This is a genomic window from Micromonospora psammae (genome assembly GCF_036902725.1).
Taxonomy (GTDB): domain Bacteria; phylum Actinomycetota; class Actinomycetes; order Mycobacteriales; family Micromonosporaceae; genus Micromonospora.
Genome location: NZ_JBAKHM010000022.1, coordinates 1 through 26051, shown reverse-complemented (window position 1 = coordinate 26051; position 26051 = coordinate 1). Strand labels below are relative to the sequence as shown.

Below are 26051 nucleotides of genomic sequence, written 5' to 3'. Positions count from 1 at the left end.
GCGGATCGTGTCTGAGTGGGCGACCCTGGCCTCCGTCGGTAATGCTGATCGACGTGACCACCCCGCAGGATCTCGACGACCGGTTCCGGGAGACCCTGGGCGCGCTGCCCACCCCCGAGCGCCGGCGTGACCCGGCCGAGCCGGTCCGACCGGACGGGCCGCTGACCGGGCGGCAACTGCTCGCCCTCTTCGACGCCCAGGCCACCAGCCGCCAGCTCGACCTGGCCGGACGGTGGCTGCGCAGCTTCGACGAGGGGTACTACACGATCGGCTCCGCGGGCCACGAGGGCAACGCCGCGGTCGCCGCCGCGCTGCGCCCGACCGACCCGGCCCTGCTGCACTACCGCTCCGGCGCCTTCTACTGCGTCCGCGCCGCCCAGGCCGCCGGCGAGTTCCCCGCCGCGCCGGCCGTCGAGGGTACGCCGGACGACGACCCACCCCCGGCTGACGATGGCCCGGACGGCACGCCCACGGCTGCCGATGGCCCCGACGGCACGCCGACGGCTGCCGATGGCCCGGACGGCGCTCCCGGCCCGGGCGACGCGACCTCGGTCGACGTACCCCTCGACGCCCCGGCCACCGGCGACGACCCGGCGGTGACCGACGCCGTCGCGGACCCCCACGCGGCGACCGACGAGCCGCCCGCGCCGCCGGGGGCCGCGAGCGCGCACCCGGCCGGCAGCGCGCCCCCGGAGGCCGGCCTGCATCCGGCGCACGACGTCAGCGCGGCGGTCGGCGCGAGCCCGACCGTGGGTGTCAGCCCGGCGGTGAGCGTGGACCCGGCCGGGGCCGGGTTCGGCGGGGTCGCCGAGCGTGCGGCGGCCTACCGGGTCGGGTCGGACGGCACCGCCGAGCCGGTCCCGCCCCCGGCCGTCGCCCCGCCCACGTCCCCCGGCGGGCCGAGCGCGGCCGGAGGAGCCGCGACCGCCGACGGGCCCGCCCGGGGCCCGGGCGCCATCGGACCGGTCACCGTGGACGCCTACGCGGAAGCGGCGCGGGACGTGCTGCGCGGCATGGTCGCCTCCGCCCGGGAACCGCTCGCCGGCGGCCGGCACAAGGTCTTCGGCCGGGCCGACCTGGCCGTGGTGCCGACCACCTCCACCATCGCCTCGCACCTGCCCCGCGCGGTGGGGCTGGGGCTGGCCCTGGAGCGCCTGCGCCGGCTCGACACGGCCGGCCGCCGCGGCACCGCCGAGCAGGCACCCTGCTCACCCTGGCCCCGCGACGCCATCGTGGTCTGCTCCTTCGGCGACGCCTCGGTCAACCACGCCAGCGCCACCGCCGCCCTCAACACCGCCGGCTGGTACGACCACACCGGACTGCGCATCCCGGTGCTCTTCGTCTGCGAGGACAACGGGCTGGGGATCAGCGTCCGCTCACCGGAGGGCTGGGTGGAGCGGACGCTGCGGGCCCGGCCCGGGGTCCGCTACTTCGCCGCCGACGGCGCCGACCCGGTCGCCGCCCACGCGACGGCGGCGCAGGCCGCCGCCTGGGTGCGCCGGTACCGCCGCCCGGCGGTGCTGCACCTGCGCACGGTACGGCTGCTCGGGCACGCCGGGGCCGACGCGGAGACCGCCTACCGCAGCACCGCCGATATCGCCGCCGACGAGGCCCGCGACCCGGTGCTGGCCACCGCCCGGCTGCTGGTCGAGTCCGGGGTGGCCACCGGGGAGGAGCTGCTCGCCCGGTACGACGAGCGGGGCTGGCAGGTCCGGCGGATCGCCGAGGAGTCGCTCGACGAGCCGAAGCTCGGCAGCGCCGTCGACGTGGTGGCCCCGCTGGCGCCGCGCCGGCCGTCCCGGGTCGCCACGGCGGTGGCCGAGGCGGCGGCCCGGGCCGCCGGGCCGGGAGCGGGCGCGCGGGCCGAGGCGTTCGGGGGCAAGCCGCCGGAGCTCGCCGGCCCGCTCACCCTGGCGCAGAGCATCAACGCCGCGCTGGCCGACGGCATCCTCGACCACCCCGGCATGGCCGTCTTCGGGGAGGACGTCGCCGCCAAGGGCGGGGTGTACGGGGTCACCAAGGGGCTGCGCGAGCGGTTCGGGCCGGCCCGGGTCTTCGACACGCTGCTCGACGAGACCTCGGTGCTCGGGCTGGCGCTGGGCGCGGGGCTGGCCGGGCTGCTGCCGGTACCCGAGATCCAGTACCTGGCGTACCTGCACAACGCGGAGGACCAGCTGCGGGGCGAGGCAGCCACCATGCAGTTCTTCTCGCGGGGGGCGTTCCGCAACCCGATGGTGGTGCGGGTGCCGGGGCTGGCGTACCAGGAGGGGTTCGGGGGGCACTTCCACAACGACAACTCGGTGGCCGTACTCCGGGACGTGCCCGGCCTGGTGATCGCCGTGCCGGCGCGGCCGGACGACGCGGCGCCCCTGCTGCGGACCTGCCTGGCCAGCGCGGCGGTGGACGGCACGGTCGCGGTCTTCCTGGAGCCGATCGCGCTGTACCACACCCGCGACCTGTACGAGCCCGGCGACGGCGAGTGGGCGGGGGAGTACGCGGAACCCGCCGCCTGGGCGGCCCGGCACGTCCCGGTGGGCCGGGCCCGGGTCTACGGGGTCGGCTCGGCCGAGGATGTCACGATCCTCACCTTCGGTAACGGGGTGCGGATGTCGCTGCGGGCCGCCGCCACCCTCGCCGACGAGGGGATCGGCAGCCGGGTGGTGGACCTGCGGTGGCTGGCGCCGCTGCCGGTGGCGGACCTCATCCGGGAGGCCTCCGCGACCGGCCGAGTGCTGGTCGTGGACGAGACGCGGCGGTCCGGCGGGGTCGGTGAGGGGATCATCGCGGCGCTGGTCGACGCCGGATATGTCGGAGTGGCGCGGCGAGTGGCCGCAGTTGACTCGTTTGTACCATTAGGTCCAGCTGCCCGTCAGGTTCTGGTCTCGGAGGAAGCCATTACCCAGGGTGCCCGTACGCTGCTGGCACGGTAAATTCCGTTCCACCCGGTGCGCCACTTGCGCAGGGGGCCGCAACTGTGTGGACTTTGCCTGACGGCGTCGCCCGGCGCCGCGAAGGGATGAGATGAGGAGGCACGCGACAGTGAGCGCGACCGCTGGTCAGGCCGCCGACGGGGTACGCAGCCTGGCGGACCGGTTCGGAATCGAACCGGGGATGGTCGTCATGGAGATGGGGTACGACGAGGACGTCGACCAGGATCTCCGGGACGCCCTGACCGACCGCTGTGGAGATCTGGTCGACGAGGACACCGACGAGGTGGTCGACGCGGTGCTGGTCTGGCACCGGGACGGCGACGGTGACCTCTTCGAGATCCTCGTCGACGCCCTCGGCCCGCTGGCCGACGCCGGTGTCGTGTGGCTGCTGACCCCCAAGGCCGGCCGCGAGGGGCACGTCGAGCCGAGCGAGGTCGCGGAGTCGGCGCAGACCGCCGGTCTCCAGCAGACCTCCACCGTCAACGCCGGCCGGGACTGGAGCGGCGCCCGCCTCGTGCTGCGCCGCGGCTCCAAGAACAAGAAGTAGCCCGCGCCGGTGACCCGGCGGCGGCCGCCGCCGGGTGTGGCAGGCTGACGCACCGAGACCCAACCCTAGGAGCTTGCATGCCGATCGAGGTTGGCGCAGACGCGCCGGACTTCGTGCTGAAGGACCAGAACAACCAGGAGGTCCGGCTCTCGGACTTCCGCGGCCGGCGGGCCGTGCTGCTGGTCTTCTACCCGCTGGCGTTCACCGGCATCTGCCAGGGCGAGCTCTGCGAGGTGCGGGACAACCTCGGCGAGTACGTCAACGACGATGTCCAGGTGCTCACCGTCAGCGTCGACTCGGTCTACAGCCACAAGATCTGGGCCGACCGGGAGGGCTACCAGTTCCCGATGCTGGCCGACTTCTGGCCGCACGGCGCGGTCGCCCAGGCGTACGGCGTCTTCAACGACGCCGCCGGCATCGCCAACCGCGGCACGTTCGTGATCGACAAGGCCGGCGTGGTCCGTTTCGCCGAGATGAACATGCCGGGCGAGCCCCGCGACCAGGAGGGCTGGCGCAAGGCCCTCGCGGAGGCCGTCGCGGCCTGACGCCCTGACCGGGCACACCGTTCGACCGGGCCGGAGGCCGGCAGGTAAACTTGCCCACCTCCGGCCCGCCGTACGGGCGTTCCGGGCGCGTAGCTCAGTGGGAGAGCACCCGCCTTACAAGCGGGGGGTCGCAGGTTCGAAACCTGCCGCGCCCACCACCTGAACAGGCAAATCCGCCCGTGCCGAGCAAGTTGCCGGGGCGGGCGGAGTGCCTGACATCCAACCCTGACGTCAGTTGCTCGAATCGAACGCCTCGCCCAGCTGCCGCAGGGCCTCAGTCTGTTCGGCCATCCCGCTGTATGCGTAGATCATCATCGTGACCTCCACGTCTGAGTGACCCGCGATGGCCTGAGCGATGTGGGGCGGGTCCCAAGGCTGAGCAGGAGCGTCAGGCGCGATCACCGAAGATCGTGGAACCGGATGCCCGGCAGCCCCGCTCGATCTCGAACGCTAGGTCGATGTCCGACCAGCGCAGGCCGAATCACCTGAGCTCTGACTCCACGGCGCCTTCCTGTCGGCAGCCGCGTTGCCGCGCGGCTTCCCACTGCAGCCCCGCCGATTGGCATCTGATGCAACCCCCGGACCCCGCGTGACTATCCCGACTCGAGAATCGGAGGCATCGGATGAGCGATCGTGACGCCGCGTTCGCGGCGTACTTCGCGGCACGATCAGACGCGATGCGCGGGACCGCCTACCTGTTGTGCGTCGACTGGCATCGGGCGGAGGACCTGGTCCAGTCCACGTTCACCAAGCTGTACCTGGCCTGGAACCGGGCATCTCGGCACGAGGTGCTCGACGCCTACGTACGGCAGATCCTGTTGCGAACCTTTCTCGATGAGCGGTGCCGGGTCGGCGACAGCGGTCGTGCTGGTCGCCGCCGTCGGGTTCACCGGCGTGTTGGGCAGCGGGAGTCGCTACAGCCCGGCGGGTACGAAGCCGTCATCCAGCAGCACGGTCGATCTGAGGAGTCGCCCGTCGCAGGAGGAGTGGACCACCGCCAGGAAGCAGGCACAGGCAATGCTCAACGAGCTCGTCGCCGTCGTACCCGCCGGATACACCGTGGTCGAAGACTCGTTGAATCCGCAAGCGTTGGTTCCGATGGGGACGGTTGGCCGCCCGACCGCCGTGGGCGACTGGCTGTACCTGGCGTCGTTCTCGATACGTCAAGGAAAGCAGACCGGGCTGTTACTGGTCGAGGTGCAGACCGGGCACTCCCGGTTGCAGGGTGACGGCTGCGAGTTGACGCTGAAGATTCACCCCTTCCCCCGCGGACAATGCCAGCTGGTGACCGTCGGCCAGGCGAAGGTAGGGGTGGCCCAGGTCCACTGGACGAACGAGGACCCCCCGCGGTTCGCCCAGTGGGCCGGTTATCGGCACCCCGATGGGGTGGTGGTCAAAGTCGCCCAGCTGTCGAGCCCCGACAGCTACGCGCACCGCTTCGGGGTCCTGCCAGAGCTGAAGAAGCTGCCGTTCACCGTTCAGCAGCTCGCGGCACTCGCCGCCAGCGACCGGTTCCACGTCGATTGAGACTCGACTCGACGGGTGGGGGCGCGGGATCCCCGCGCCTCCACCCCTTGTCGCGGAGCCGCTGCCTCATCGGGCTGGCCGGCGAAGATCACCGGTGGCAGCGTCACCAATCGGCGGCGGCCCGCTTTCCGGGAACGACCGCCAGCGCTTTGCGCCGACCTTGGGGAGGCCCGGGGCTTGGTCACAAGGCCCAGGTCAGTCGCAGGCCGTGCCGTCGCCGTCGCGGTCCAGGCCCTTGCGGTACCCGGGCTCGCCGCGCTGGATCGGTGCCGCGCCCGCCGCGCGCGCCTCGCTGCAGTTGGCGTAGTACGCGTCGCCGCCGTCATCGCCCGAAGAGTCGTCGGCGGAGGCCGGGTCGTCCTCGAAGTCACAGGCGACACCGTCGCCGTTGCGGTCCAGTGCCTTGCGGTACCCGGGCTCGCCCTTCCTGATCTCGTACAACCCGGCATCGGCGACGGCGTCACAGTCGGCGAAGTAGACGCTCGGCGACGGCTTCGGCTTCGCCGAGGCGGTGCGGGAGGGGGAGGGAGACGGAGCCGGCGAGGCGACCTGCCGCGGGGACACCCTCGTCGAGATCGAGGCCGAGTCGTCCGGCTTCGCCGCTGGCTCGTCGTCGCCGTCGTCGCCGAAGCTCGCGACGCTGCCGCAGCAGCACAGCACCAGGATGGCGGAGACGATGATGCCGAGCCAGCCCTTTCGGCCGACCTTCTTCCCCGTGACCGGCGCGAGCTTCCGGGTGGGCGTCAGCTGCGGAACAGCCGGCGGCCCGTACGGCTGCGTCGGCGAGTGGGGATTGTAGGTCGGCGCCGGCGGAGGAGGAGGCTCGTGACCCTGCCACGGGTCCTGCGCTGGGGGGTAGGTCACGGACCGTATCGTGCCGGGATTCGTGAGACACGGACACCAACCGATCGGGCCGGACCGCGCGTCCCCGGGCAGCTCGATGCTGGAGCACCGGCGGCGGCCACCGGCCGTCCGGACGCCCTCGATGATCATCAGCGGGTAAGGAGTGACCGGGCGTGGGACCTGGCATCGGGTGAGAAGCTGAGCGGCAGACCCGGCCCCCGGATCTACGGTCGGCGAGTGGGGTTCTCAATCAAGCTGGCGCCCGGGGTGCGTATCCGCGCCTCGTCGCGCGGCATCCGTACAAGTGTCGGCCCGAGGGCCGCCCGGGTTCACTTCGGCGCCGGCAGCACCGGCTTCTCCAGCGGCGTCGGCCCGGTCGGGTTCTACACCTCGCTCGGCGGTGGCCGGCGAGGCAGCCGATCCGGGGCTCGGGCCGCCACGGCGGCGAGCTACCAGCGCCAGCTCGCCGCGCAGCAGCGCCAGGCGGCGCAGGCGCAGCGGATCGAAGAAGCACGGAGCCTGTTGCACACGTTCCTGCACATCCTCGACCTGCACCGGGTGGACTTTCCGCCGGCATCCCGACCCATCGCACCTGAGCCCGCGGCACCGGACCGGGTCGGCATCCACCGCCACTACGAGCAGCACGCCCTGGCCGGCATCGGCTTCTTCGAGCGCGGCAGGCGGGCGGAGGCGAAACAGCGCGCGGCCGCGTGGACCGAGGCCGAGGTCCAGCGACAGTGGGCCAACCTCAAGGAACAGCAGGCCGGCTGGCAGCGATACTTCGACGACCGCTGGCAGCAGCTGTGCGACAACGAGCCGGATGTCGTTCTCGAAACTCTCGAGGAAGCCTTCGAGGACAACGAGGCGCCCAGCGCCGCCGTCGGCGTCACCGGGTCCGAGGTCTCCCTCGTCGTCCTCGTGCCCGCCGTCGACCAGGTCGTGCCCGAGCGCATGCCCACCACCACCCAGGCGGGCAACCTGTCCCTGAAGAAGCTGCCGCAGCGCGAGCGCGCCGGCTACTACAAGCGGTTCGTCTGCGGACAGGTCCTCGTCACGGTGCGGGAAGCATTCGCGGTCGCACCCGGCATCGCCTCCGCACGCGTGGCCGTGCTCCGCCAGGACGGCCTGGACAGCTACGGCCGACCCCGGGTCTCCTGCCTGATGGCGACCAGGTTCGAGCGGGCGGCACTGGCCGGAGTGCGGTGGGACGAGGCCTCCGCCACGGACATCGTCAACGACGCCAACTCCGAGCTGCTACTCGACCAGCGGCCGCGCACCTTCGAGCTGCTTCCGCTGAACCTCGACAGCGAGCCGGCGCTGGCGGAACTCGTCAACGCCGTCGACCTGGCCGAGCTCGCCGCATCGACATGACGACGGGCGAGTGGAACAGGTCGCCCAATGGTGGCGGACGCTCGCCGTGCGCAGGAGGCGCCCCAGGACGTTCAGCCCCCTGATGGTCATCCGCAAGATCGTCAAGCCCCTCTCGTACTCTCCACCCTGCGCCGACCGTGATCTTGGGTCGGCGCGAACCTTGCACAGAGACCAGGAGACATACGAGTGAGCAACGCCGTTACCCCCGACCCGTCGCAGCCCGAGCAGGCTGCCGCCGCCCCGCCCCCGCCGCCCGCGGCGGCTACCGCGAAGCCCAAGCTGAGCACCGGCATGATCGCCGGCCTCATCGTCGGCGCCGTCGTCCTGTTCTGCTGTGGAGTCGGTGTCGGGTCGTTCGGCAACGACAGCGACGAGAAGGCCGCCGCCGAGCCGAAGGCGTCCGTGCAGGCCGTGGCGGAGCCCACCGTCGCCCCGACCACCGTCGCTCCGACGACGACCCCGCCGACCACCGCCCCGGCGACCACGCAGCCCGCCCCGCCGCCGGCGCCGACCACTGTGGCCATGCCGAACCTCGTCGGGATGAACGCGGCGGTCGCTCAGGACAAGCTCAAGCGGCTCGGCATCACCAACATCAAGCTCGGCAGCGGGGACAAGTACGACACCCTGGTGATCCTGGCGGAGAACTGGACCGTGACGAAGCAGTCCCACAAGCGGGGCACCAAGGTCGAACTGGACGAGCTGGTGGTGCTCACCTGCACCAAGACGGGCTGACCCACCTGACATCAACGGACGACGACGGTCCCGGGTTCGTGTACCGGGGCCGTCGCCGTCCGCCCGGGGTGGTGGCAGGCCACCCCCCCGGCCGACGTCGCCCGTCCACCGTCCTGCGGTGGGCGGGCACGGCTCATCCGGCGACGGGACAGGCCCTTCCGGCCTCGGTCACCCGATAGACGTTCAGTGTGCCCACCTGCTTCACCAGGGCCAGCCGATCGGAGGCGGCGACGCGCCGCAGGTCGTAGTTGCCCTTGTCGAGCGGGCGTTCGTCCACCACGACGTACGCGATGTTGAACCGGCGGACCTCGCACCCGCCCGGCTCGGCCCCGCGGTTGTTGACCAGCCAGTCCCACGCCCGCAGGCGTGCGGGATAGTAGGCGGCCTCGAAGGCCGGCACCGGTTCGATGCCGAACAGGCCCGGCACGCCGTAGTCGATGTAGGACCAGGTGAGGTACTGCCGCTGGTCGGCGGCGACGGACTTGCCGGACGGAGTGTTGTCCGCGAGCCACCGGTAGAGCTCGGGGTAGGACCGGTCGACCGGGGCGAGGCTCGTGAAGTGGGTACGCAACGGACGCCAGGAGGCGGGTACGGCGGCAAGGAGCGTCAGGGAGAGCACCAGGACCGAGGCGGCCACCGCGGCCGGTGCGGTCGATCCCCGCAGCGCCCCTGCCCGGGCGACGAGCTTCACCAGCAGCCACTGCACCGCCAGTCCGATCGCGACCGCGCCGGCCACCGTGAGCAGGCCGTACACCGGGAAGATCAGCAGACGCAGGCGTTCCCGGCTCCCGTACCACAGGCTCGACACCAGCGCCGCGGAGGCCGAGTCCGACATCGTCGTCCAGATCCCGACGCCGGTGAAGACAACGCCGGCCAGCAGCCAGGGCCGGGCCCACCGCAGCTGACGGAAGACCAGGCACAGCGGCGAGGCGGCGAGACAGACGACGGTCATCGCCAGGGCGATCCGGATGGTCGGCACGCTGAGCTGGAAGTCCCCTCCGCCCGGTGAGGGGAAGCCGAACAGCACGTAGCGCTGTGGATCGGTGACCCAGTACTCGAACGCCTTGCCGAACTGCCCGGGGAGGGCGGCGGCGTACGACGCCCGTTCGCCGTTCGCTCCGGTCAGCGCGGCGAGGAAGGGGCCGAGTGCCGCCAGGGCGCCGACCGCGGCCGCGCCGGTGCCCGCGGCGCTACCGCTGAAGGTCAGCGGGCCGCGCATCACCAGGAGGAAGCCCAGCGCCAGCATGCCGGCCAGGAGGATGTCGTAGGTGTGGCTCATGATCAGTCCGGCGCTCGCGAGGCCCGCGAGCACACCCAGCCGCACGGGGTGGCGGCCTCGCAGGGCCAGCGCGACGAGCAGCGCGATGCCCACCGCCATGCACGGACCGGTCAGCTGGGTGATCCGGCCGAGGACCGCGGAGAACCAGAGTGGGCCGACAACCGCAGGGGCGACCGCGGCGCAGGCGGCGACGACCGGCCGGCCGCCCAGCGCGCGGACGCAGGCGTAGACGCCGGCGACCAGGGCGAGCGGCCCGACGAGGATCGACCAGGTGGTCATGGCCGAGCTGATGTGTCCGCCCGACAGCTGCGCCGCCTGGGCCCACGAGACGTTGGCGGCAACCGGATAGAACCCGCAGGTGGGGATCGAGTCGATGGACGTACTGCAGGCCGAGGCCATGGTGGCGCTGCCCGTTTCCAGCATGCGGCGGCTGAAGTAACCGTGGTGCATGGCGTCCCAGCCGGGGGGCGCGATGAACCGGCCGAGCATCAGCCAGCCGTAGCCGACGCTGATGATCGTCGGCACGGCGATGCCGATGACGTCCGCGCGCCGGGGACGGACGGACGGTAGACGCAGGCGCGGCCGGCGCGGTCCTTCGTCGCCGTCCTTCTGCTCGACCAGGCCGCGGGCGACGAGCCGTGAGGCGAGGATCGCGGCGCCGGCCAGGACCACCTCCGCGATCAGCACCGCCAGGGCGCTGTGGGGCAGGCCGAACTCCGGCAGCCACCCCATCGCCGCGCTCGTCAACCCGAGCGTCAGTGCCGGAGCGGCGGCCCACACCGCCCAGCGGTACCGGCCCGGCGGCAGGACGAAGCCGAGCAGTGCCCCGGGGGCGACGGCCACCACCAGAGCGACCACGTACGTCAGCATGAGCATCCTTCCGGACGCGCGACCCGTCCCAGGACGTCGCGGAACTCGGCAGTCGAGGCAGGTGTGACCTTGCGAGGAGGCCCTTTCGCAGGCGCAGGCTACCCGATGGTCCGATCCCGCAGCCGCTGTCGTACCCAGGGCAGTAGTGCGTCGCCCTGGGCCTGCTGGAAGGCCCGGACGGTGGGGATGCCCGGCGGCGGTGGCTGCCGGGCGGCGTCGAGGAGGTAGCCGGCCAGGCCCGCGTACACGCCGGTCAGGGCGTCCGGATCGACGCCGGCGGTCAGCGGCAGCCGGCGCAGCAGCGCGTCGGTGTCGTGGCCGCCGTGCAGTCGCACGTTGACCAGGAGCGTCATGGTGTCCAGCCAGGCGGGGCCCCGGCAGGCGTGCGGCCAGTCGACCACCGTGACCGTTCCGGTCGCGTCGATCAGCAGGTTGTCGGCTCGTGCGTCGAGGTGGCAGAGCGTGTCGCCGTCGAGCGCGACGAGACCCCGCTCGGCGGCGTGGCGGAGCTGGTCCAGGTGGGTGCGGGCCCACGGGTCGAGACGGGCGGGCGGGTCGGCGGCGATCCGGTGCCAGCCGGTGAAGTCGTGGGTCAACCGCTCGGCGGCGGTCGGCACGTGCGCGACCGGACTGGGGGTGAGCGCCGCGGCCATCGTCTCCAACGCGCCCAGCACGGCGTCGAGTTCGTCGGCCCGCCACGGCGTCGCCGGGTGCCGCCCGTCGACGTCGGTGAGGACCAGCGCCACCCATTCGCCGTCGTCGTGGTAGCCGAGCAGCCGGGGCGTCGGGGCGTGCGCGGGCAGGACGGCGGTGACGGCCGCCTCGGCCCGGTGCAGGGCCACGCTGCGCGCGTTCTGCGCCGGGCTGACCGCCTTGACGAAGGCCCGTCGTCCCGCGGCGGTGCGGACCCGGTCGGCGGTGCCGGGGGAGTAGCCGCCCGGCTGCGACACCGCCTCGACCACCCGGTCGCCGAGGATCTCCTCCACGGCGGACCGGACGTGGCCGGGCAGGTCGGTCCAGCCGATCCGGGTCCTCACCAGCTCCCTCATCCATCCACGGTGGCCGAGGCCGGAGCCCGTGGGCAACCGGGTTACCCGGCCAGGTAGCGCAGCACGACCACGCCGCTGTCGAACGGGCGGGTCTCCAGCAGGCGGAAGCGGCGCGGGTCGAACTCCCGAGCGGCGAGCGGGACACCGCTGCCCACCACGAACGGGTTGACCTTGAGTACCAGCTCGTCCACCTCCGGCAGGAGCTGACCGGCGAGCTGCCCGCCGCCACAGAGCCAGATGTCCTCGCCGTCACGCTGCTTCAACTCCCGCACGAAGGCGACCGGGTCGCCGTCGACGATCTCCACGTCCGGGTGGTCCGCCGGGGCCAGGGAGCGGGAGAAGACGTACTGCCTCAGGTGCGCGTACGGGCTGGTGACGCCGATCTTCAGTGCCGGGTCGTAGGTGGCCCGGCCCATCACCACCGCGTCGAAGCGCCCCTGCGGGCGGTCGATGCCGAACCGCGCGTGGGTGAAGGTGGGGAAGGTCTGCGGCCAGGTGGCCGCCAGGTACGCCCGCACGTCCTCCTCCAGCGGGAAGAAGTCGGCCGACCCGTCGGGGGCGGCGATGAAGCCGTCGAGGGTGCTGGCGACGTAGTACACGAGCTTGCGCAAACGAACTCCTCAATCACTACGGATGTCGTGGTTGGGAGACTACGACAGATGTCGTGGTCGGTGCTAGGGTGTTTCCCATGGCGAGGAACCTGGAACGGCGCGCCCTGCTGGCCGACGCGGGGTTGCGGGTGCTCGCGGCGACCGGGGCGCGGGGGCTCACCCACCGCGCGGTCGACGCCGAGGCCGGCGTGCCGCTCGGCACCGCCTCCAACTACTTCCGCTCCCGCGACGCCCTGCTCGGCGCGCTCGGCGAGCGGATCATGGAACGGTTCGCCCCGGACGACGGGAGGCTGGCCGAGCTGGGCGCCCGCGAACCGTCCCTGGAACTGGTCACCGACTACGTGCGCTACATCGTCGAGCGCACCACCGCCCAGCCCGAGCTGACCCGGGCGCTGATCGAACTGCGCCTGGAGGCGGTCCGGCGGCCCGGCCTGGCCCGGATCCTGGGCGACACCCTGCGCCGCGGCTACCGCGACGACGTCGCCTTCCACGTCGCCGCCGGCCTGCCCGGCGGGGCGTTCGAGGTCGCGCTCCTGCACTACGCGATGGACGGCCTCCTGCTCGACCTGCTCAGCACGAGCATCGATGCCGGGTTCCACCCCGACGAGGTGGTCTCCGCCCTGGTGTCCCGGTTGCTCGCCCCCGCCTGAGGTATGGCGCCGCGGCCAGCGGGAACCCGCCCCGGACACCCCCGGGGAGGAGTGAGGCATGACAGACGGCGCCGGACTGACCATCGGTGTGCTCGGCTCGTACGGCGGACGCAACCTCGGCGACGAGGCCATCCTCACCGGCCTGCTGGACGACCTGCGTGCCCAGGAGCCCCACGCCCGGATCATCGTGTTCTCCCGCAACCCGGCGCACACCGCGCTGGCCCACCCGGACGTGGAGGCGGTGCCCTGGGAAGGGGTCAGCCGGGTCGACTCCGCCGAGGTGCTGGCCCAACTGGACCTGCTCATCCTGGGCGGCGGCGGCATCCTGTACGACCGGGAGGCCCGCCGTTACCTGCGGGTCGTCCGGGTCGCCCAGGAACGCGGCCTGCCGCTGCTCACCTACGCGGTGGGGGTCGGGCCGCTCTCCGACGCCGTGGACACCGGCATGGTGCGGGAGACCCTGGCCGGCGCCACCCAGGTGACCGTACGGGACCAGGAGTCCCGAATGGTGCTGGAGGAGGCGGGGCTGCTCAACCCGATCACCGTCACCGCCGACCCGGCGTTCCTGCTCCAACCGGAGGACTTTCCCACCCGGCTGCTCCGCGAGGAGGGCGTGCCCGCCGGCAAGCGGCTGGTCGGGCTGAGCGTCCGGGAACCCGGCCGGGCCGCCGAGCGGCTCGACGTCGACGGGTACCACCGGCTGCTCGCCCAGATCAGCGACTTCCTGGTGCACCGGATCGACGCGTACGTGCTCTTCGTGCCGATGGAGCGCGACGACATCCGGCACTCGCACGGCGTGATGTCCCACATGGTCGCCGCCGACCGGGGGCGGGTCCTGCACGGCGACTACTCACCGCGGCAGGTGCTCGGCCTGATGAAGCACTTCGACCTGGCGGTCGGCATGCGGCTGCACTTCCTGATCTTCGCGGCGATGGTGGGCACGCCGTTCCTGCCGCTGCCGTACGCCGGGAAGGTCTTCGACCTGGCCCAGCGGCTCGGGGTGCCGGCGCTGCGCGGGGTGGAACGGGAGGTCGAGGGGCCGCTGCTGGCCGAGGTCGACCAGCTCTGGGACGAGCGCGAGGCCCGCGCGGCGGCCACCGCCCAACGGGTCGCCGAGGTCTGCGACGAGGCCCGCGGCACCTCCCAGGTCACCCGGGCGGTGCTGGAGAGCCTGCGCACCCGATCCCTGACCAGGATGACCGCCTGACCGGGCCGCAGGTCGGCCGGGAGGTCGGCTCAGACCGCCGGCCCGCGCCAGCGGTAGCACCACTGCTGGTCGCCCCCGGCCGACTCCAGCTCGTAGATCTGGGCGTCGGCCAGCCCTTCCGGGCCGAGGTGGTGGTGGGTCAGCGGCGGCCGGTCGTTGGGGTCCAGTTCCACGTCGATCGTCTCGCCGTCGGCCGGGCCGTCCGCCAGGGGGATCCTCACCGTTGATGCCATGCGCCCATCCTGCCCCGGCGGCCGCCGCCTCGCAGGGTTTGCCGGGGCAGCGGGCCGCCGTTCCGCGTCAGGGGCGCGGCAGCAGGCCGGGCGGGTACTCCATGCCGTCGTGGGTGCAGGCGGCGGCGGCCACCCGCGCGGCGTACCGCGCCGCCTCCGGCAGGGACGCGCCCCGCAGCCGGCCGGCGATCAGGCCGGCGGCGAAGGCGTCCCCGGCGCCGTTGGTGTCCACCACCGGCGCGGGCGGCACGGTGGCCGGAACCGGGGTCCACGTGCCGTCACCCGGGTGCAGGTCGGCGCCGTCCGCGCCCCGGGTCACCACGACCGTGCGGGGCGCCAGCCCGGCGGCGAGGGCGGCGGCCCGGTCACCCAGCCGTACGCCGCTGACGAAGACCAGGTCGGCGGCCTCCGCGAACGGCCGGTGGTTCCCGCCGTCCCAGTCGTGCAGGTCCGTGGAGAGCGCGGCGTGGTCGGCCAGCGCGTCGCGCAGCACCGGCAGCCGGTCCCGCGCCCAATCCATGATCGACACGTGGACGTGCGCGGCCTCCCGGACCAGCTCCGCCAGCTCGTCCGGCGGGAATGGGTCCCCGCCGTTCCAGGGCCGGGGGTCGTAGAGCGACATCCGCCGCCCGGTCGGGTCGACCAGGTTCACCGACCGGCGGGTACCCCCGGGGTCGTCGGCCAGCACCGACCGGACCGTGCTGCGGGCCAACGCGGCGCGGACCACCTCCCCGGCCGGGTCGGCGCCGAGCACGTCGACCACCGCCACCCGCAGCCCGAGCGCGGCCGCGGCCAGGGCCACCCCGGCGCCGGTGTTGCCGATCCGGAAGTCGATCGGGAGAACGGTGAGCGAATCGGCGGCCGGCAGCGGGATCTCCGGCACCCGTACCCGTAGATCCACCCCCAGCCCGCCGATCACGAGGAGGTCGACCATGGCGCCGACGGTAGCCGGCCGCCGCCTATCCTGGCACCGGGCGTCGACGAGGGGGAGCGTGTGCTGGTCATCCACGGGTTGTGGCTGGTCGGCGCCGGTCTGGCGGTCTGGGCGGAGGACAGCTCGCTGCCGGCCCGGGCCCCGCGCCGTCCCGGTCGCGCCCCACGAGAACGTCCCCACCCGTACGCGGCGGACCACGCCACCCTGGCCGCCGTGCTCGGCGACGTCCCGGCCGAGGCCGGGTCCGCGCTGCTCACCCTCCCCACCCGCGCCGGCTCACCGCTGGACTCACCGGAGCTGGTCCGCGTCGCCGAACCGGTCCGCGGTCCGGTCACCCTGGCCGGCTGGCGCGTCCCCGTCCTGAGGTACGCCCCGGACGACGCGTTGACCCTGCTGCGCGCCCTCGGCACCTGCGCCGCGGTGCCCGGGGCCACCCTGCGCCACCTCGCCGGCCTGGCCGACTTCGCGGTCGACCTGGTCGCCCGGGGCCGGCTGCTGCCCGTCCTCACCGACCAGCCGCACCCGGCCACGGGCCAGCCCGACGGGGTGGCCGGCGACCACGTCAGGGCCTGGGCGGCCTGGCGACCGCTGCTCACCGGGGCCGACGCCGGCTGGGCGCGCTCGCTGGCGCTGGCCCTGCCCCCGGCCGCCCGCGCCGCCACCAGCGCTGATCCGGCCGGCGCCGCGGACCGGTTCGTGGCCGACCGGGGCGTTGCGGCTGGCCGGGCCGGCGTGGCTGGCCGGGCCGGCGTGGCTGGCCGGGCCGGCGTCGGTGCCGGGCCCGGAGGCCCGGGGCCGGGCGCGCTGGTGGCGGACGCGCTGGACGCCCTGACCGACGCCGCTGCCCGGGTCGTCCTCTCCGACACCGACCTGGCCCGGGGTGGCCGGCGGATCGGCGCGGTGGCGGGCTGGCTGACCGCGCTGACCGGCACCGACCGCGCGTTCACCGCCGAGCCGGACGCGCTGGCCACCCTCCGCGCCGAGCTGGACGCCTGGCAGCGGGACGCCGCGGGCGGCGCGGTGCGGGCCAGTTTCCGGCTGGTCGAGCCGGCGGAGGACGAGGTCGTCGATCCGCTGGTGGTGGTGCCGGCCGACCCCGCGACCGTGGTCCGTCCGGCCGGCCGCTGGCGCATCGAGTTCGGCCTCCAGGCCGCCGACGAGCCGGGCCTGCACGTCGACGCCGGACAGGTGTGGCGGGCGCCGGAGACCGTGCCGGGGCTGGTCGGCCGGCTGGACAGCCCGCAGGAGACCCTGCTGGCCGAGCTGGGCCGGGCCGGGCGGCTCTGGCCGGAGCTGGACGACGCGCTGCGTACCCCCGCCCCCGAAGGGTTGGAGCTGGACGTCGAGGGCGCGCACCGGTTTCTCCGCGACGGCGCACCGGTGCTGCACGCCGCCGGTTTCGGCGTGCTGCTGCCGTCCTGGTGGCGGCGGCCGTCGGCGCGGCTCGGCGCCCGGTTGCAGGCCCGTAGCCGCACCGCGCCGGGCACGGTGACCACCAGCTCCGGCGGGCTGGGGCTGAACGCGCTGGTCGACTACCGCTGGGAGGTGGCGCTCGGCGACGAGACCATCGGTGAGGACGAGCTGGCCGCGCTGGCCGAGCTGAAGACCCCACTGGTACGGCTGCGCGGCCGGTGGGTGGAGCTGGACCCGCAGCGGCTCGCCGCCGGTCTGCGGCTGCTCCGCTCCTCCGGCGAGCTGACCGTCGCCGACCTGCTCCGGATGGGCCTGGCCGGGGCGGAGCAACCCGACGCGCTACCGGTGCTGGAGGTGACCGCCGACGGCCCGCTGGGTGATCTGCTCGCCGGTCAGGCCGAGCGGCGACTCACCCCGCTGGACCCGCCGCCGGGCTTCACCGGCACCCTGCGGCCGTACCAGCGGCGGGGGTTGGCCTGGCTGGCCTTCCTCCAGTCGCTCGGGCTCGGCGGGGTGCTCGCCGACGACATGGGGCTGGGCAAGACGGTGCAGCTGCTCGCCCTGCTGGCCGGGGACCCGCCGGAGGCCGGACCGACCCTGCTGGTCTGCCCGATGTCGCTGGTCGGCAACTGGCAGCGGGAGGCGGCGAAGTTCACGCCGGGGCTGCGCGTCCACGTGCACCACGGCGCGGAGCGGGCCCGGGGGGCGGAGTTCACCGAGGCGGTGCACGCCGCCGACCTGGTGCTGACCACCTACTCGGTGGCCGCCCGGGACGCCGTCGAGCTGGCCTCCGTGGGCTGGCACCGGGTGGTGGTGGACGAGGCGCAAGCGATCAAGAACGCCTCGACCCGGCAGGCCGAGGCGGTCCGCGCGCTGCCCGCGCGGCACCGGGTCGCGGTCACCGGTACGCCGGTGGAGAACCGGCTGGCCGACCTCTGGTCGATCATGCAGTTCGCCAACCCGGGGCTGCTCGGCCCGGCGTCGAGCTTCCGGCAGTCGTACGCGGTGCCGATCGAGCGGCACGGCGACGCCGAGGTCGCGGCCCGGCTGCGCCGGATGACCGGCCCGTTCGTGCTGCGTCGCCTCAAGACCGACTCCTCGATCATCTCCGACCTGCCGGAGAAGCTGGAGATGGAGGTGCTCTGCAACCTGACCGCCGAGCAGGCCTCGCTCTACCGGGCGATCGTCGACGACATGCTGGCGAAGATCGAGTCCAGCGACGGGATGGAGCGGCGCGGCCTGGTGCTGGCCACCATGACCCGGCTCAAGCAGGTCTGCAACCACCCCGCGCAGCTGCTGCGCGACGGGTCGGCGCTGCCCGGGCGCTCCGGCAAGCTGGAACGGCTGGAGGAGATCGTCGACGAGGTGCTCGCCGCCGGGGAGAAGGCCCTGCTCTTCACCCAGTACGCCGAGTTCGGCGGGATGTTGCGCGGTCACCTGTCGGCCCGGTTCGGCCGCGAGGTGCTCTTCCTGCACGGCGGTGTGGGCAAGGCCGACCGGGACGCCATGGTCACCCGCTTCCAGTCCCCGGACGGCCCGGCGCTCTTCGTCCTCTCGCTCAAGGCCGGCGGCACCGGGCTCACCCTGACCGCGGCCAACCACGTCGTCCACGTCGACCGGTGGTGGAACCCGGCGGTGGAGGACCAGGCGACCGACCGGGCGTTCCGGATCGGTCAGCGCCGGCGGGTGCAGGTGCGCAAGTTCGTCTGCGCCGGGACCGTCGAGGAGAAGGTGGCCGCGATGATCTCCGAGAAGCGGGGCCTGGCCGCGTCCGTGGTGGGCAGTGGCGAGCAGTGGGTCACCGAACTCTCCACCGCCCAGCTGCGGGAGCTGTTCGCGCTGGAGGCCGGGGCGGTGGTCGAGTGACCCGCCCCGCCGTACCCCGCCCCGACGACGACGGGTCGGGCCCCGACGGCGCCCCGGGCCCCGACGGCGGCGCGGCCGGTGGTCGGTTCGCCGACTTCGGCCGGCCACGCCGGGTCGACGGTGGCCTGAAGGCGCGGAGCACCCGGGGAGCGATCGGCGTCTCCTGGTGGTCGCGGCGTTTCCTGGAGGTGCTCGAGTCCTTCGCCCTCGGCACCCGGCTGACCCGGGGCCGGTCGTACGCGCGGCGCGGCCAGGTGCTCCGGCTCGACGTCAAGCCCGGCCGGGTCGAGGCCACCGTGCAGGGTTCCCGGGCCGAGCCGTACCGGGTCGACATCGCGTTGGCGCCGTTCCCCCCGGCGCTGTGGGAGCGGGTCGAGCGGGAGCTGGCCGGGCAGGCGTTCTTCAGCGCCCGGCTGCTCGCCGGTGACCTCCCGGCCGAGCTGGAGGAGGTCTTCGCCGAGGCGGGCGCGCCGCTCTTCCCGGCCGGGGTGGCAGAGCTGACCCAGCGGTGCAGCTGTCCCGACTTCGCGGTGCCGTGCAAGCACCTGGCGGCGACCTTCTACCTGCTCGCCGAGGCGTTCGACGCGGACCCGTTCCAGCTGCTGCACTGGCGTGGCCGCAGCCGGGCCGAGCTGCTGGACCGGCTCCGCGCGCTGCGCGCCGGCGCTGGCGTGACCCCGCCCTCTACTGCGGACGCGGTACCGGAGGCGTCCGGCCGGGCACCGGCGGACAAGGCGGCGCCACCAGCGCAACCGCCACCGGCCGCCGGGGCGGCGCGGGTGCTCGCGGACCTGCCCGCCGCGGCGCTGGACGAGGCGGTCGACCGCTTCTGGCTGCCGCCCGTGCCGCTGCCGGACCGGCCGCCCACCCTGGCCACCGGGGCGGAACTGCTGCTCCGGCAGCTCGGCGCACCCGCCCCGGCGATCGGTGGTCCGGGCCTGCTGGAGCGGTTGCGCCGGGCGTACCGGACCTTCGACGGATCCTGACCGCGCCCGCCTGCCTGCGCGGTGCGGCCTGCTGACCCGGCTTGCGCGAGCCTGGCCTGCTGGCTTGGTTTGCGCGAACCCGGCCTGCTGGCCTGGCCTGCGCGAGCCTGGCCGGCGCGAAGCTGGCTGCGGGCCCCGGCCTGCGTGGCCCCGCCGCCGTGTGGCGCGACGGCGGGGCCGGATTCAGGTCGTCGGCCATCACTGTTCCGGACGCTTTGGAGCTGATGACGTAAACGACTCACCCAATCGCGCGCCGCGTGAGTCGTTCGCGTCATCAGGTCCAAAGGGCGCAGCGGACGCGAGGGCCGCGTGAGTCGTTCGCGTCATCAGGTCCAAAGGCACACTGGATGCGGTCGCACCGGACGTCAGGGCCGCACACGCGGGCCGCGCCGGACGTGGGTCGCAGCGGACAGGAGGGCCCGGATACGAGGTCCGCACCGGACGATGGCCGCGGCCGGGCACGAGGAGCGCACCGGGCACGAGGAGCGCACCGGGCACGAGGAGCGCACCGGGCACGAGGACCGCGGTGGTCACACCGGGGCCGGTGTGGAGCGCGGCGAGCCGGTGCGGTTGCGTGCCCGCCGGATCCTGGACAGCTGGCGGTCCAGACGAGCGCCGGCTGTCCAGGACCTGCGGCGTGGCAGAGCCGGCGGTGTCACAGCCAGCGGCGGCGGAAGCGCCACATGAGACCGGCGTTGACCGCCAACACCACGGCGCAGATCGCGCCGGCCATCCGTCCGGCCAGCACGGTCATCGCCGGCAGCGACGCCCAGAGCACGATCGTCAGCAGCATCAGCAGCCGTCCACGTCGGGCTCGCGCCCGATGGTCGAGTCTCGCGAAGAACTTCGGATCGCTCTCCCGGAGCTGGCGGGTGATCTGGTCGAATCTGCGCTGATCCTCTTTGCTGAGCATGGCGGTGCCTTCCCCTCACGGCTTCAGCGGTACGGCGGCTTACCCGCTGCGGCGGCGGCTCACGCCCTCGCGTCGCTGCTACTTCGCCGCCTGCCGCGACCCGCCCCGGACCTCGCGGCGACCTCAGCGCAGGCTTATCCGTTCCTTAAGTTTCCCTGTGCCCGTGAACGGCGCCATCAGCGCCGCGTTAGGGCCAAACGTTACGTCCGGGCCGTCGGCGTACGTGTCGTGCCTGCTCCGGACGTCCGTGCCCGGCCCGGCCCAAATCCACCCGCGGCGCGACGTGCTGAGTACTGGCTTAAGTGCGGTCCCGGCGAGCGATCGAGCGCCTTGAAGGCGTCGAACCCCTTGGCTACTTTCCCGTAGCAACTCCTCAGGCAACAGTCGCCGCACCCTCCGCCCCGCCCCGGTCGCAGCGTGTCGGCGCCTTGAAGAAAACGGGATTGGTACATGGCCGACCAGAATGTGCCACCACGCCGAGCGCGGGACGACCGCGGCTGGGACGGGCGACAGCACCCCACCGCGGACGGATACCGCGATGTGCCCGGCGCCACGCCGTACGGCTACCAGACCGCCCACCCGTACGGCGGCCAGAGCGCCCCGCACGGCGAGTACGTCCACGCCGGACACCCCGCCCCGCAGCCCGCCCGCGGGCCGCAGTGGGTCGGTCCGCAGGGGCTCGGCCGGCAGTCGTTCCAGCAGCCCGCCGGCACCGGACTGCCCAACCTGGACGACAACGGCGACCGTGGTGGTGACCAGGTGGGCCGGCGGCGGGCCCTCGTCGCGATCGGCGGCACCGCCGCCGTGGTCGCCGGCGGCGTCGCGCTGGGGATGAGCCCCCAGGTCCGTGGCCTGTTCGGCGGCGACGAGGTGCGGATCGCCGGCGACGCCACCGGCACCACCGTCACCGACGGCACCGCCGCGCGTCCCAGCGGCCAGCAGCCGAGCACGGTGCGCACCTACACCGAGCAGAACGAGAGCTACATGGGCTCCCGGGCCGGCGCGGCGCTGAAGAAGAACGCCCCCGCCGGTGGCCGCACCTTCTCCGGCCCGGCCGCCGCCGCCGCGGAGACCCCGGTGACGGTGAAGACGGTCCTCGCGAAGGACCCGATCCGGCACCTCGCCAGCCGGGCCACCTTCGGCGCCACGCCCAAGGTGCTCGCCGACATCAAGCGGATGGGCATCGACGGCTGGCTCCGCGCGCAGCTGGACCCGGAGAAGATCGCCCCCAGCCGGGCCGAGCTGAAGCTGGCCGACCTGCCCACCCTCAAGTTGAGCACCCGCCAGCTGCGCGACCAGCGCGACCAGCTCAACGAGCGGGGCGCGCAGCCGGAGCGGGAGATGGTGGACGCCACCCTCGCCCGGCAGATCTGGTCGGAGCGGCAGCTCTTCGAGGTCATGGTCGACTTCTGGAACGACTTCCTGCACGTCGCCGGCGACTTCGACGGCGGCGAGGTGTACCGCAACTCCTTCGACCGCGACGTCATCCGCAAGCACGCCCTGGGCAGCTACCCGGACATGCTGGTGGCCGCGAACAAGCACCCCGCGCTGCTGCTCTACCTGAACCAGGTCGACTCCAGCGCGAAGGCGGTCAACGAGAACCTCGCCCGGGAGAACCTGGAGCTCTACTCGGTCGGCGTCGACGGCGGCTACACCGAGAAGGACGTCCGGCAGGCGGCCCTGCTGCAGACCGGCCGCAGCGTCAACGACGGGGAGTACGTCTTCCGCCCGGACCGGCACTACCTGGGCAAGGTGAAGATCCTCGGGTTCAGCCACCCGAACAACTCCGCCGACCCGAAGACCGCCGACCAGGTCATCGACGCGTACCTCACCTACATCGCGCTGCACCCGTCGACGGCCCAGTACGTGGCGCGCAGCCTGGCCACCCGGTTCGTCTCCGACACCCCGCCGAAGTCCCTGGTGGACCGGCTGGCCAAGACGTACACGATCAACAAGGGCATGGTGAAGCCGCTGCTGATGACGCTCTTCAGCTCCTCGGAGTTCTGGGCGTCGGTGGGGCAGAAGGTGCGCCGACCGATGGAGTACCTGGTCGCCACCTACCGGACCCTCGGCGTCTCGCCGGAGGCCGCGCCGGGGTTCAAGCAGGGCGACAGCGGGCGCACCGCGTTCGCCCAGGGGCTGCGGCAGATCCAGGACAAGCTGCGCGAGCTGGGCCACTACCCGCTGGGTCAGCCCACCCCGGACGGCTACCCGGACGTCTACGTCGCCTGGACCTCCGCCGGCACGATGGTCAACGGCTGGAACGAGGCCGGTGAGCTGGTCGCCGGCTACCGCACCCAGTTCACGTTCACCAAGCCGGAGAAGCTGGTGGCGAAGCCGCCGGCGACCGCCGGGGCGTACGTGGACGCGCTGGCCCAGCGGTTGGTGCACCAGAAGCTCAGCGCCAAGGAGAAGAACCTGATCCTCGGCGTCGCCGGTGTGCCGGCGACCGCGAAGGTCGACGCCACGTTCAACGGGGCCATCACCGCCGTCGCGCGGGCGATCCTCGCTTCCCCCCAGCACCACCTCCGGTGAGGCACCCGATGGAGAAGACTGTGCACACGTTCCCCCTGCACCCCGAATGCCCCGACCTGCGGCGGCTGGCCGACAACCCGGCCGAGGCGCTGCTGCGCGCCGAGGCGGACGTCGTCGCCGCCGAGAACGCCGCCGAGCGGGACCGCTACCGCCGGTTGGAGGACCTGGAGGAGGCCCAGCAGGACGGTCGCGGCGTGACCCGGCGGACCTTCGTCGCCGGCGCCGCCGCCACCGCCACCGCGCTGGCCACCGCCCAGTTCGTCACCACCTCGGCGTCGTTCGCCGCCACCAAGACCGGCACGCTCATCCACGTCTTCCTCTACGGCGGGCTGGACGGTCTGAGCGTGGTCGCCCCGGCCGACGACCCGGTGCTCGGCAAGGCCCGGCCCGACCTGCTGCTCGGTGACGACTCGCTGGCCGTGGGCCGCGGCTTCAAGCTGACCAGCGCGTTCAAGCCGCTGGAGCAGTGGCTCAAGGCCGGTCAGCTCGGCTTCATCCCGGCGGTCTCCGACGAGCGGCTGTCCCGCAGCCACTTCCAGGCGGCCGACGCCTGCAACCTGGGCGGCCTGCCCAGCGAGACCGGCGGCCGCGGCTGGCTGGACGGCCTGGTCGACACGCTCGGCAAGGGCACCGCGTTCCGCAGCGTCGGCATCGGCAGCACCCTGCCCCGGTCGCTGGTGGGCAACAACGGGGCGATCTCGCTCAACAGCGTCGGCTCGCTGCGGCTCAACGGCGACGACAGGTACCGGGCGGCCACCGAGAAGGCCATCCGTGGCCTCTTCACCGGGATCAACCACCCGGTGGAGGAGGCGGTGCTCGACGGCATGGGCGCGCTGGCGACCGCGCAGCGGCTCGCCGCCAAGCCGTACCAGCCGGCCGAGGGCGTCCGGTACGAGGGCGTCGGTGGCGCGTTCCAGCAGCTCGCCCAGCTGATCAAGGGCGGGGCGAACGTCCGGGTCGCCACGGTGGGCATGGGTGGTTACGACACCCACGAGAACCAGGGCACCCGGGAGGGCGGTCAGCTGCACCAGCGGCTGACCGAGCTGGCGAACGCGATGGCCGCGTTCTTCACCGACCTGGGCGACGAGTCCGCCGACGTGACGATCATGGTGTCCAGCGAGTTCGGGCGCCGGGTCGCCTCCAACGGCGGCGGCACCGACCACGGCCACGGCGGGGTGGTCACCATCCTGTCCGGCCGCAAGCTCGCCGGATCGCTGCTCGGCAACTGGAACGGATTGAACGATCTGGACTCCGGCGACGTACCCGAGTACAACAACATGTTCAACGTCTACGGAGCCGTGGCGCAGGGCCGGTTCGGCCTGACCAACGCCGAGGTGGACAAGATCTTCCCGAGGCAGAAGTACACCCCCATGAAGCTCTACGCGTGACGTACCAGGACCTCCACGCCGCCGGCCGTCGTGGCGGGAGCCAGCTCCCGCACGGCGGCCGTTCGGCTGCCCCCGTACCCCCGCCCCCGCCTCTGCCCCCGGCGCTGCCACGCCGTGGGCCGGGCGGGCGGCGGGCCCTGGCGGCGCTCTTCTGGCTCGGCCTGGTGGCCGCCGTGCTGCCCTGGTGGCTGGACACCCCGGCCGGCTCGCTGGCCGGCACCGCCGACGTGCTCACCGCGGGCGGCCGGATCACCGGCCTGGTCGCCGGCTACCTGCTGCTGGTCCAGGTGCTGATGATGAGCCGCCTCGGCGTGCTGGAACGCACGCTCGGCGGCGAGCGGATCTCCAAACTGCACCGGGACGTCGGCGCGACCCTGCTGGTCGCGGTGCTGGCGCACCTGTCGCTGCTCACCGTCGGCTACGCGAAGGTGGAGGGCAACTCGGTCCCCGGCCAGGTCGGCGCGCTGCTGCGCGACTACGAGGACATGGTCTCCGCGTTCGTCGCGGCCGGCATCATGGTGGCGGTCGGCTTCACCGGCATCCGGGCGATCCGTCGGGCGATGCCCTACGAACTCTGGTACCACCTGCACCTGACCAGCTACCTCGCCCTGCTGCTGGGCTACGCCCACCAGTTCAGCAACGGCGCCCAGCTCTACTCCCCGGGACCGGTGCGCACCGGCTGGATCACCGCGTACCTGCTGGTGGTCGCCGCCCTGGTCTGGGGTCGGGTGGTCGCTCCGCTGCGGCTCAACCTGCGGCACCGGCTGCGGGTCGCCGACGTGGTGGCGGAGAGCCCCGACACCGTCTCCATCTACCTGACCGGCCGGCGCCTCAACCAGCTGGACATGCTCGGCGGGCAGTACTTCCGCTGGCGCTTCCTCACCCCGGGCTGCTGGTGGCAGTCGCACCCGTTCTCGCTCTCCGCCGCCGCCAACGGCCGCTGGCTGCGGCTGACCGTCAAGGTGGTCGGCGGGCACACCGCCGACCTGCGCGACCTCGACGCCGGCACCCGGGTCTGGGCGGAGGGCCCGTCGGGCACCTTCACCGCCGCGCACCGCACCCGGGAGCGGGCCCTGCTGATCGCCGGGGGCAGCGGCATCGCCCCGCTCCGGGCGATGCTGGAGGAGCTGCCGCCCGGCGCCGCGCTGATCTACCGCGCCCGTACGCCGGCCGACGTGCTGCTGCACCACGAACTGGACTGGCTGGCGCAGGCCCGGCACACCTCCGTCTGGTACGTCGTCGGCCGCCGCGACGATCCCGGCCCGCGCCAGGTGATGAGCCCCGAGGGGCTGCGCGGACTGGTGCCCGACCTGGTTCGCCGCGACGTCTACCTGTGCGGCCCGTCCGGGCTGGTGGCGGAGTCGGTGCGGGCGCTGCGCGCCGCCGGCGTGCCCCGCCGGCAGATCCACCTCGCCCCCTTCGAGCTGTAGGAAGGCACCACCTGATGCGTCGCGCGCTCCTCGCGGTCACCGGTCTCGCCGCCAGCACCACCGTGCTGGTGGTGCTCAAGGGCGCCCCCGGCGCCGGCCAGGCCGCCCCGGACGTCCCCGCCGCCCAGGCGCCGGCCACCCCGGGCGAGCCGGCCCGGGGCGCGGCGCCCAGCCCGACCGCCGCAAGTCGGA

Annotated in this window: 20 protein-coding genes, 1 tRNA gene and 1 pseudogene; 15 read left to right on the top strand and 7 right to left on the bottom strand. The window is 73.5% G+C overall.

The window, feature by feature from the left end; all coding sequences use genetic code 11:
* Positions 1 to 53 precede the first annotated feature (53 nt).
* The 6 genes and pseudogenes from V6U79_RS23060 (at position 54) to V6U79_RS23035 (ending at position 5549) form a co-directional block, all read left to right on the top strand.
* The gene (locus V6U79_RS23060; RefSeq protein ID WP_334533040.1) at positions 54 to 2930 is read left to right on the top strand and encodes a thiamine pyrophosphate-dependent enzyme; all 2877 of its coding nucleotides are present in this window, start codon (positions 54 to 56) and stop codon (positions 2928 to 2930) included.
* 109 nt (positions 2931 to 3039) lie between these two features.
* Positions 3040 to 3477 carry a DUF3052 domain-containing protein gene (locus tag V6U79_RS23055; RefSeq protein ID WP_334533037.1) on the top strand — a complete coding sequence of 146 codons (438 nt, stop codon included), beginning with the start codon at positions 3040 to 3042 and terminating at the stop codon, positions 3475 to 3477.
* A gap of 77 nt (positions 3478 to 3554) precedes the next feature.
* A complete protein-coding gene (locus tag V6U79_RS23050) occupies positions 3555 to 4022 on the top strand; it encodes a peroxiredoxin (protein ID WP_334533034.1) in 468 nt (155 codons plus the stop codon).
* Between the two features lie 83 nt (positions 4023 to 4105).
* Positions 4106 to 4180 (top strand) — tRNA-Val (locus tag V6U79_RS23045).
* A gap of 465 nt (positions 4181 to 4645) precedes the next feature.
* Positions 4646 to 4801, top strand: a pseudogene (locus V6U79_RS23040) (SigE family RNA polymerase sigma factor); the annotation flags it as partial.
* A gap of 55 nt (positions 4802 to 4856) precedes the next feature.
* Positions 4857 to 5549, top strand: coding sequence for a hypothetical protein (locus tag V6U79_RS23035; RefSeq protein ID WP_334533076.1), 693 nt, complete (start codon positions 4857 to 4859; stop codon positions 5547 to 5549).
* Between the two features lie 195 nt (positions 5550 to 5744).
* On the opposite strand, the gene V6U79_RS23030 is transcribed toward V6U79_RS23035, so the two are convergent.
* Complete coding sequence (locus tag V6U79_RS23030; protein ID WP_334533031.1) at positions 5745 to 6413, bottom strand: excalibur calcium-binding domain-containing protein; 669 nt, start codon at positions 6411 to 6413, stop codon at positions 5745 to 5747.
* A 216-nt stretch (positions 6414 to 6629) separates the two neighbouring features.
* On the opposite strand from V6U79_RS23030, the gene V6U79_RS23025 reads away from it, so the two are divergent.
* Complete coding sequence (locus tag V6U79_RS23025; RefSeq protein WP_334533028.1) at positions 6630 to 7763, top strand: DUF4236 domain-containing protein; 1134 nt, start codon at positions 6630 to 6632, stop codon at positions 7761 to 7763.
* Between the two features lie 186 nt (positions 7764 to 7949).
* Positions 7950 to 8495: a PASTA domain-containing protein gene (locus tag V6U79_RS23020; protein WP_334533025.1), complete on the top strand. Its 546-nt coding sequence runs from the start codon at positions 7950 to 7952 to the stop codon at positions 8493 to 8495.
* Between the two features lie 133 nt (positions 8496 to 8628).
* Here V6U79_RS23020 and V6U79_RS23015 read toward each other — a convergent pair whose 3' ends face one another.
* The 3 genes from V6U79_RS23015 to V6U79_RS23005 all read right to left on the bottom strand — a co-directional run bounded on the left by V6U79_RS23015 (position 8629) and on the right by V6U79_RS23005 (position 12304).
* The gene (locus V6U79_RS23015; RefSeq protein ID WP_334615790.1) at positions 8629 to 10644 is read right to left on the bottom strand and encodes a DUF6541 family protein; all 2016 of its coding nucleotides are present in this window, start codon (positions 10642 to 10644) and stop codon (positions 8629 to 8631) included.
* A gap of 98 nt (positions 10645 to 10742) precedes the next feature.
* Positions 10743 to 11693, bottom strand: a complete 951-nt coding sequence (locus tag V6U79_RS23010; protein WP_334615789.1) for an aminoglycoside phosphotransferase family protein — start codon at positions 11691 to 11693, stop codon at positions 10743 to 10745.
* A 41-nt stretch (positions 11694 to 11734) separates the two neighbouring features.
* On the bottom strand, positions 11735 to 12304 hold the full coding sequence (locus tag V6U79_RS23005) for a dihydrofolate reductase family protein (RefSeq protein ID WP_334615788.1): 570 nt from the start codon (positions 12302 to 12304) through the stop codon (positions 11735 to 11737).
* Between the two features lie 77 nt (positions 12305 to 12381).
* Here V6U79_RS23005 and V6U79_RS23000 point away from each other — a divergent pair, with 77 nt between their 5' ends.
* Together V6U79_RS23000 and V6U79_RS22995 are read left to right on the top strand one after the other, a co-directional pair.
* The gene (locus V6U79_RS23000) at positions 12382 to 12954 is read left to right on the top strand and encodes a TetR/AcrR family transcriptional regulator (protein WP_334615787.1); all 573 of its coding nucleotides are present in this window, start codon (positions 12382 to 12384) and stop codon (positions 12952 to 12954) included.
* A gap of 58 nt (positions 12955 to 13012) precedes the next feature.
* A complete protein-coding gene (locus V6U79_RS22995; protein WP_334533011.1) occupies positions 13013 to 14161 on the top strand; it encodes a polysaccharide pyruvyl transferase family protein in 1149 nt (382 codons plus the stop codon).
* A gap of 29 nt (positions 14162 to 14190) precedes the next feature.
* Here the strand turns inward: V6U79_RS22995 and V6U79_RS22990 are convergent, their stop codons facing one another.
* Together V6U79_RS22990 and V6U79_RS22985 are read right to left on the bottom strand one after the other, a co-directional pair.
* Positions 14191 to 14394 carry a DUF8847 domain-containing protein gene (locus V6U79_RS22990; RefSeq protein ID WP_334533008.1) on the bottom strand — a complete coding sequence of 68 codons (204 nt, stop codon included), beginning with the start codon at positions 14392 to 14394 and terminating at the stop codon, positions 14191 to 14193.
* A 67-nt stretch (positions 14395 to 14461) separates the two neighbouring features.
* The gene (locus V6U79_RS22985; RefSeq protein WP_334615786.1) at positions 14462 to 15328 is read right to left on the bottom strand and encodes a carbohydrate kinase family protein; all 867 of its coding nucleotides are present in this window, start codon (positions 15326 to 15328) and stop codon (positions 14462 to 14464) included.
* A 60-nt stretch (positions 15329 to 15388) separates the two neighbouring features.
* Here V6U79_RS22985 and V6U79_RS22980 point away from each other — a divergent pair, with 60 nt between their 5' ends.
* Both V6U79_RS22980 and V6U79_RS22975 read left to right on the top strand, forming a co-directional pair.
* Complete coding sequence (locus V6U79_RS22980) at positions 15389 to 18607, top strand: DEAD/DEAH box helicase (protein WP_334615785.1); 3219 nt, start codon at positions 15389 to 15391, stop codon at positions 18605 to 18607.
* Positions 18608 to 18732: 125 nt separating this feature from the next.
* Positions 18733 to 19593: an SWIM zinc finger family protein gene (locus V6U79_RS22975; protein WP_334615836.1), complete on the top strand. Its 861-nt coding sequence runs from the start codon at positions 18733 to 18735 to the stop codon at positions 19591 to 19593.
* Positions 19594 to 20248: 655 nt separating this feature from the next.
* Here the strand turns inward: V6U79_RS22975 and V6U79_RS22970 are convergent.
* On the bottom strand, positions 20249 to 20506 hold the full coding sequence (locus tag V6U79_RS22970; RefSeq protein WP_334532999.1) for a DUF3040 domain-containing protein: 258 nt from the start codon (positions 20504 to 20506) through the stop codon (positions 20249 to 20251).
* Positions 20507 to 20956: 450 nt separating this feature from the next.
* Here V6U79_RS22970 and V6U79_RS22965 point away from each other — a divergent pair, with 450 nt between their 5' ends.
* From V6U79_RS22965 to V6U79_RS22955, 3 genes are read left to right on the top strand one after another with little or no spacing between them, the layout of a single operon-like run.
* On the top strand, positions 20957 to 23041 hold the full coding sequence (locus V6U79_RS22965; RefSeq protein WP_334532996.1) for a DUF1800 family protein: 2085 nt from the start codon (positions 20957 to 20959) through the stop codon (positions 23039 to 23041).
* 20 nt (positions 23042 to 23061) lie between these two features.
* Positions 23062 to 24429, top strand: a complete 1368-nt coding sequence (locus V6U79_RS22960) for a DUF1501 domain-containing protein (protein WP_334615784.1) — start codon at positions 23062 to 23064, stop codon at positions 24427 to 24429.
* Positions 24426 to 25859: a ferredoxin reductase family protein gene (locus V6U79_RS22955; RefSeq protein WP_334615783.1), complete on the top strand. Its 1434-nt coding sequence runs from the start codon at positions 24426 to 24428 to the stop codon at positions 25857 to 25859. Before V6U79_RS22960 ends, V6U79_RS22955 begins: the two co-directional genes overlap by 4 nt.
* Positions 25860 to 26051: the final 192 nt, after the last annotated feature.

What these genes read in the sequence shown, in the direction of transcription:
- V6U79_RS23050 (WP_334533034.1), top strand. Translation starts at nt 3,555, where the DNA reads ATGCCGATCGAGGTTGGCGCAGACGCGCCGGACTTCGTGCTGAAGGAC.
- V6U79_RS23035 (WP_334533076.1), top strand. Translation starts at nt 4,857, where the DNA reads ATGAGCGGTGCCGGGTCGGCGACAGCGGTCGTGCTGGTCGCCGCCGTC.
- V6U79_RS23015 (WP_334615790.1), bottom strand. Translation starts at nt 10,644, where the DNA reads ATGCTGACGTACGTGGTCGCTCTGGTGGTGGCCGTCGCCCCCGGGGCA.
- V6U79_RS23010 (WP_334615789.1), bottom strand. Translation starts at nt 11,693, where the DNA reads ATGAGGGAGCTGGTGAGGACCCGGATCGGCTGGACCGACCTGCCCGGC.
- V6U79_RS23000 (WP_334615787.1), top strand. Translation starts at nt 12,382, where the DNA reads ATGGCGAGGAACCTGGAACGGCGCGCCCTGCTGGCCGACGCGGGGTTG.
- V6U79_RS22995 (WP_334533011.1), top strand. Translation starts at nt 13,013, where the DNA reads ATGACAGACGGCGCCGGACTGACCATCGGTGTGCTCGGCTCGTACGGC.
- V6U79_RS22990 (WP_334533008.1), bottom strand. Translation starts at nt 14,394, where the DNA reads ATGGCATCAACGGTGAGGATCCCCCTGGCGGACGGCCCGGCCGACGGC.
- V6U79_RS22985 (WP_334615786.1), bottom strand. Translation starts at nt 15,328, where the DNA reads ATGGTCGACCTCCTCGTGATCGGCGGGCTGGGGGTGGATCTACGGGTA.
- V6U79_RS22970 (WP_334532999.1), bottom strand. Translation starts at nt 20,506, where the DNA reads ATGCTCAGCAAAGAGGATCAGCGCAGATTCGACCAGATCACCCGCCAG.
- V6U79_RS22965 (WP_334532996.1), top strand. Translation starts at nt 20,957, where the DNA reads ATGGCCGACCAGAATGTGCCACCACGCCGAGCGCGGGACGACCGCGGC.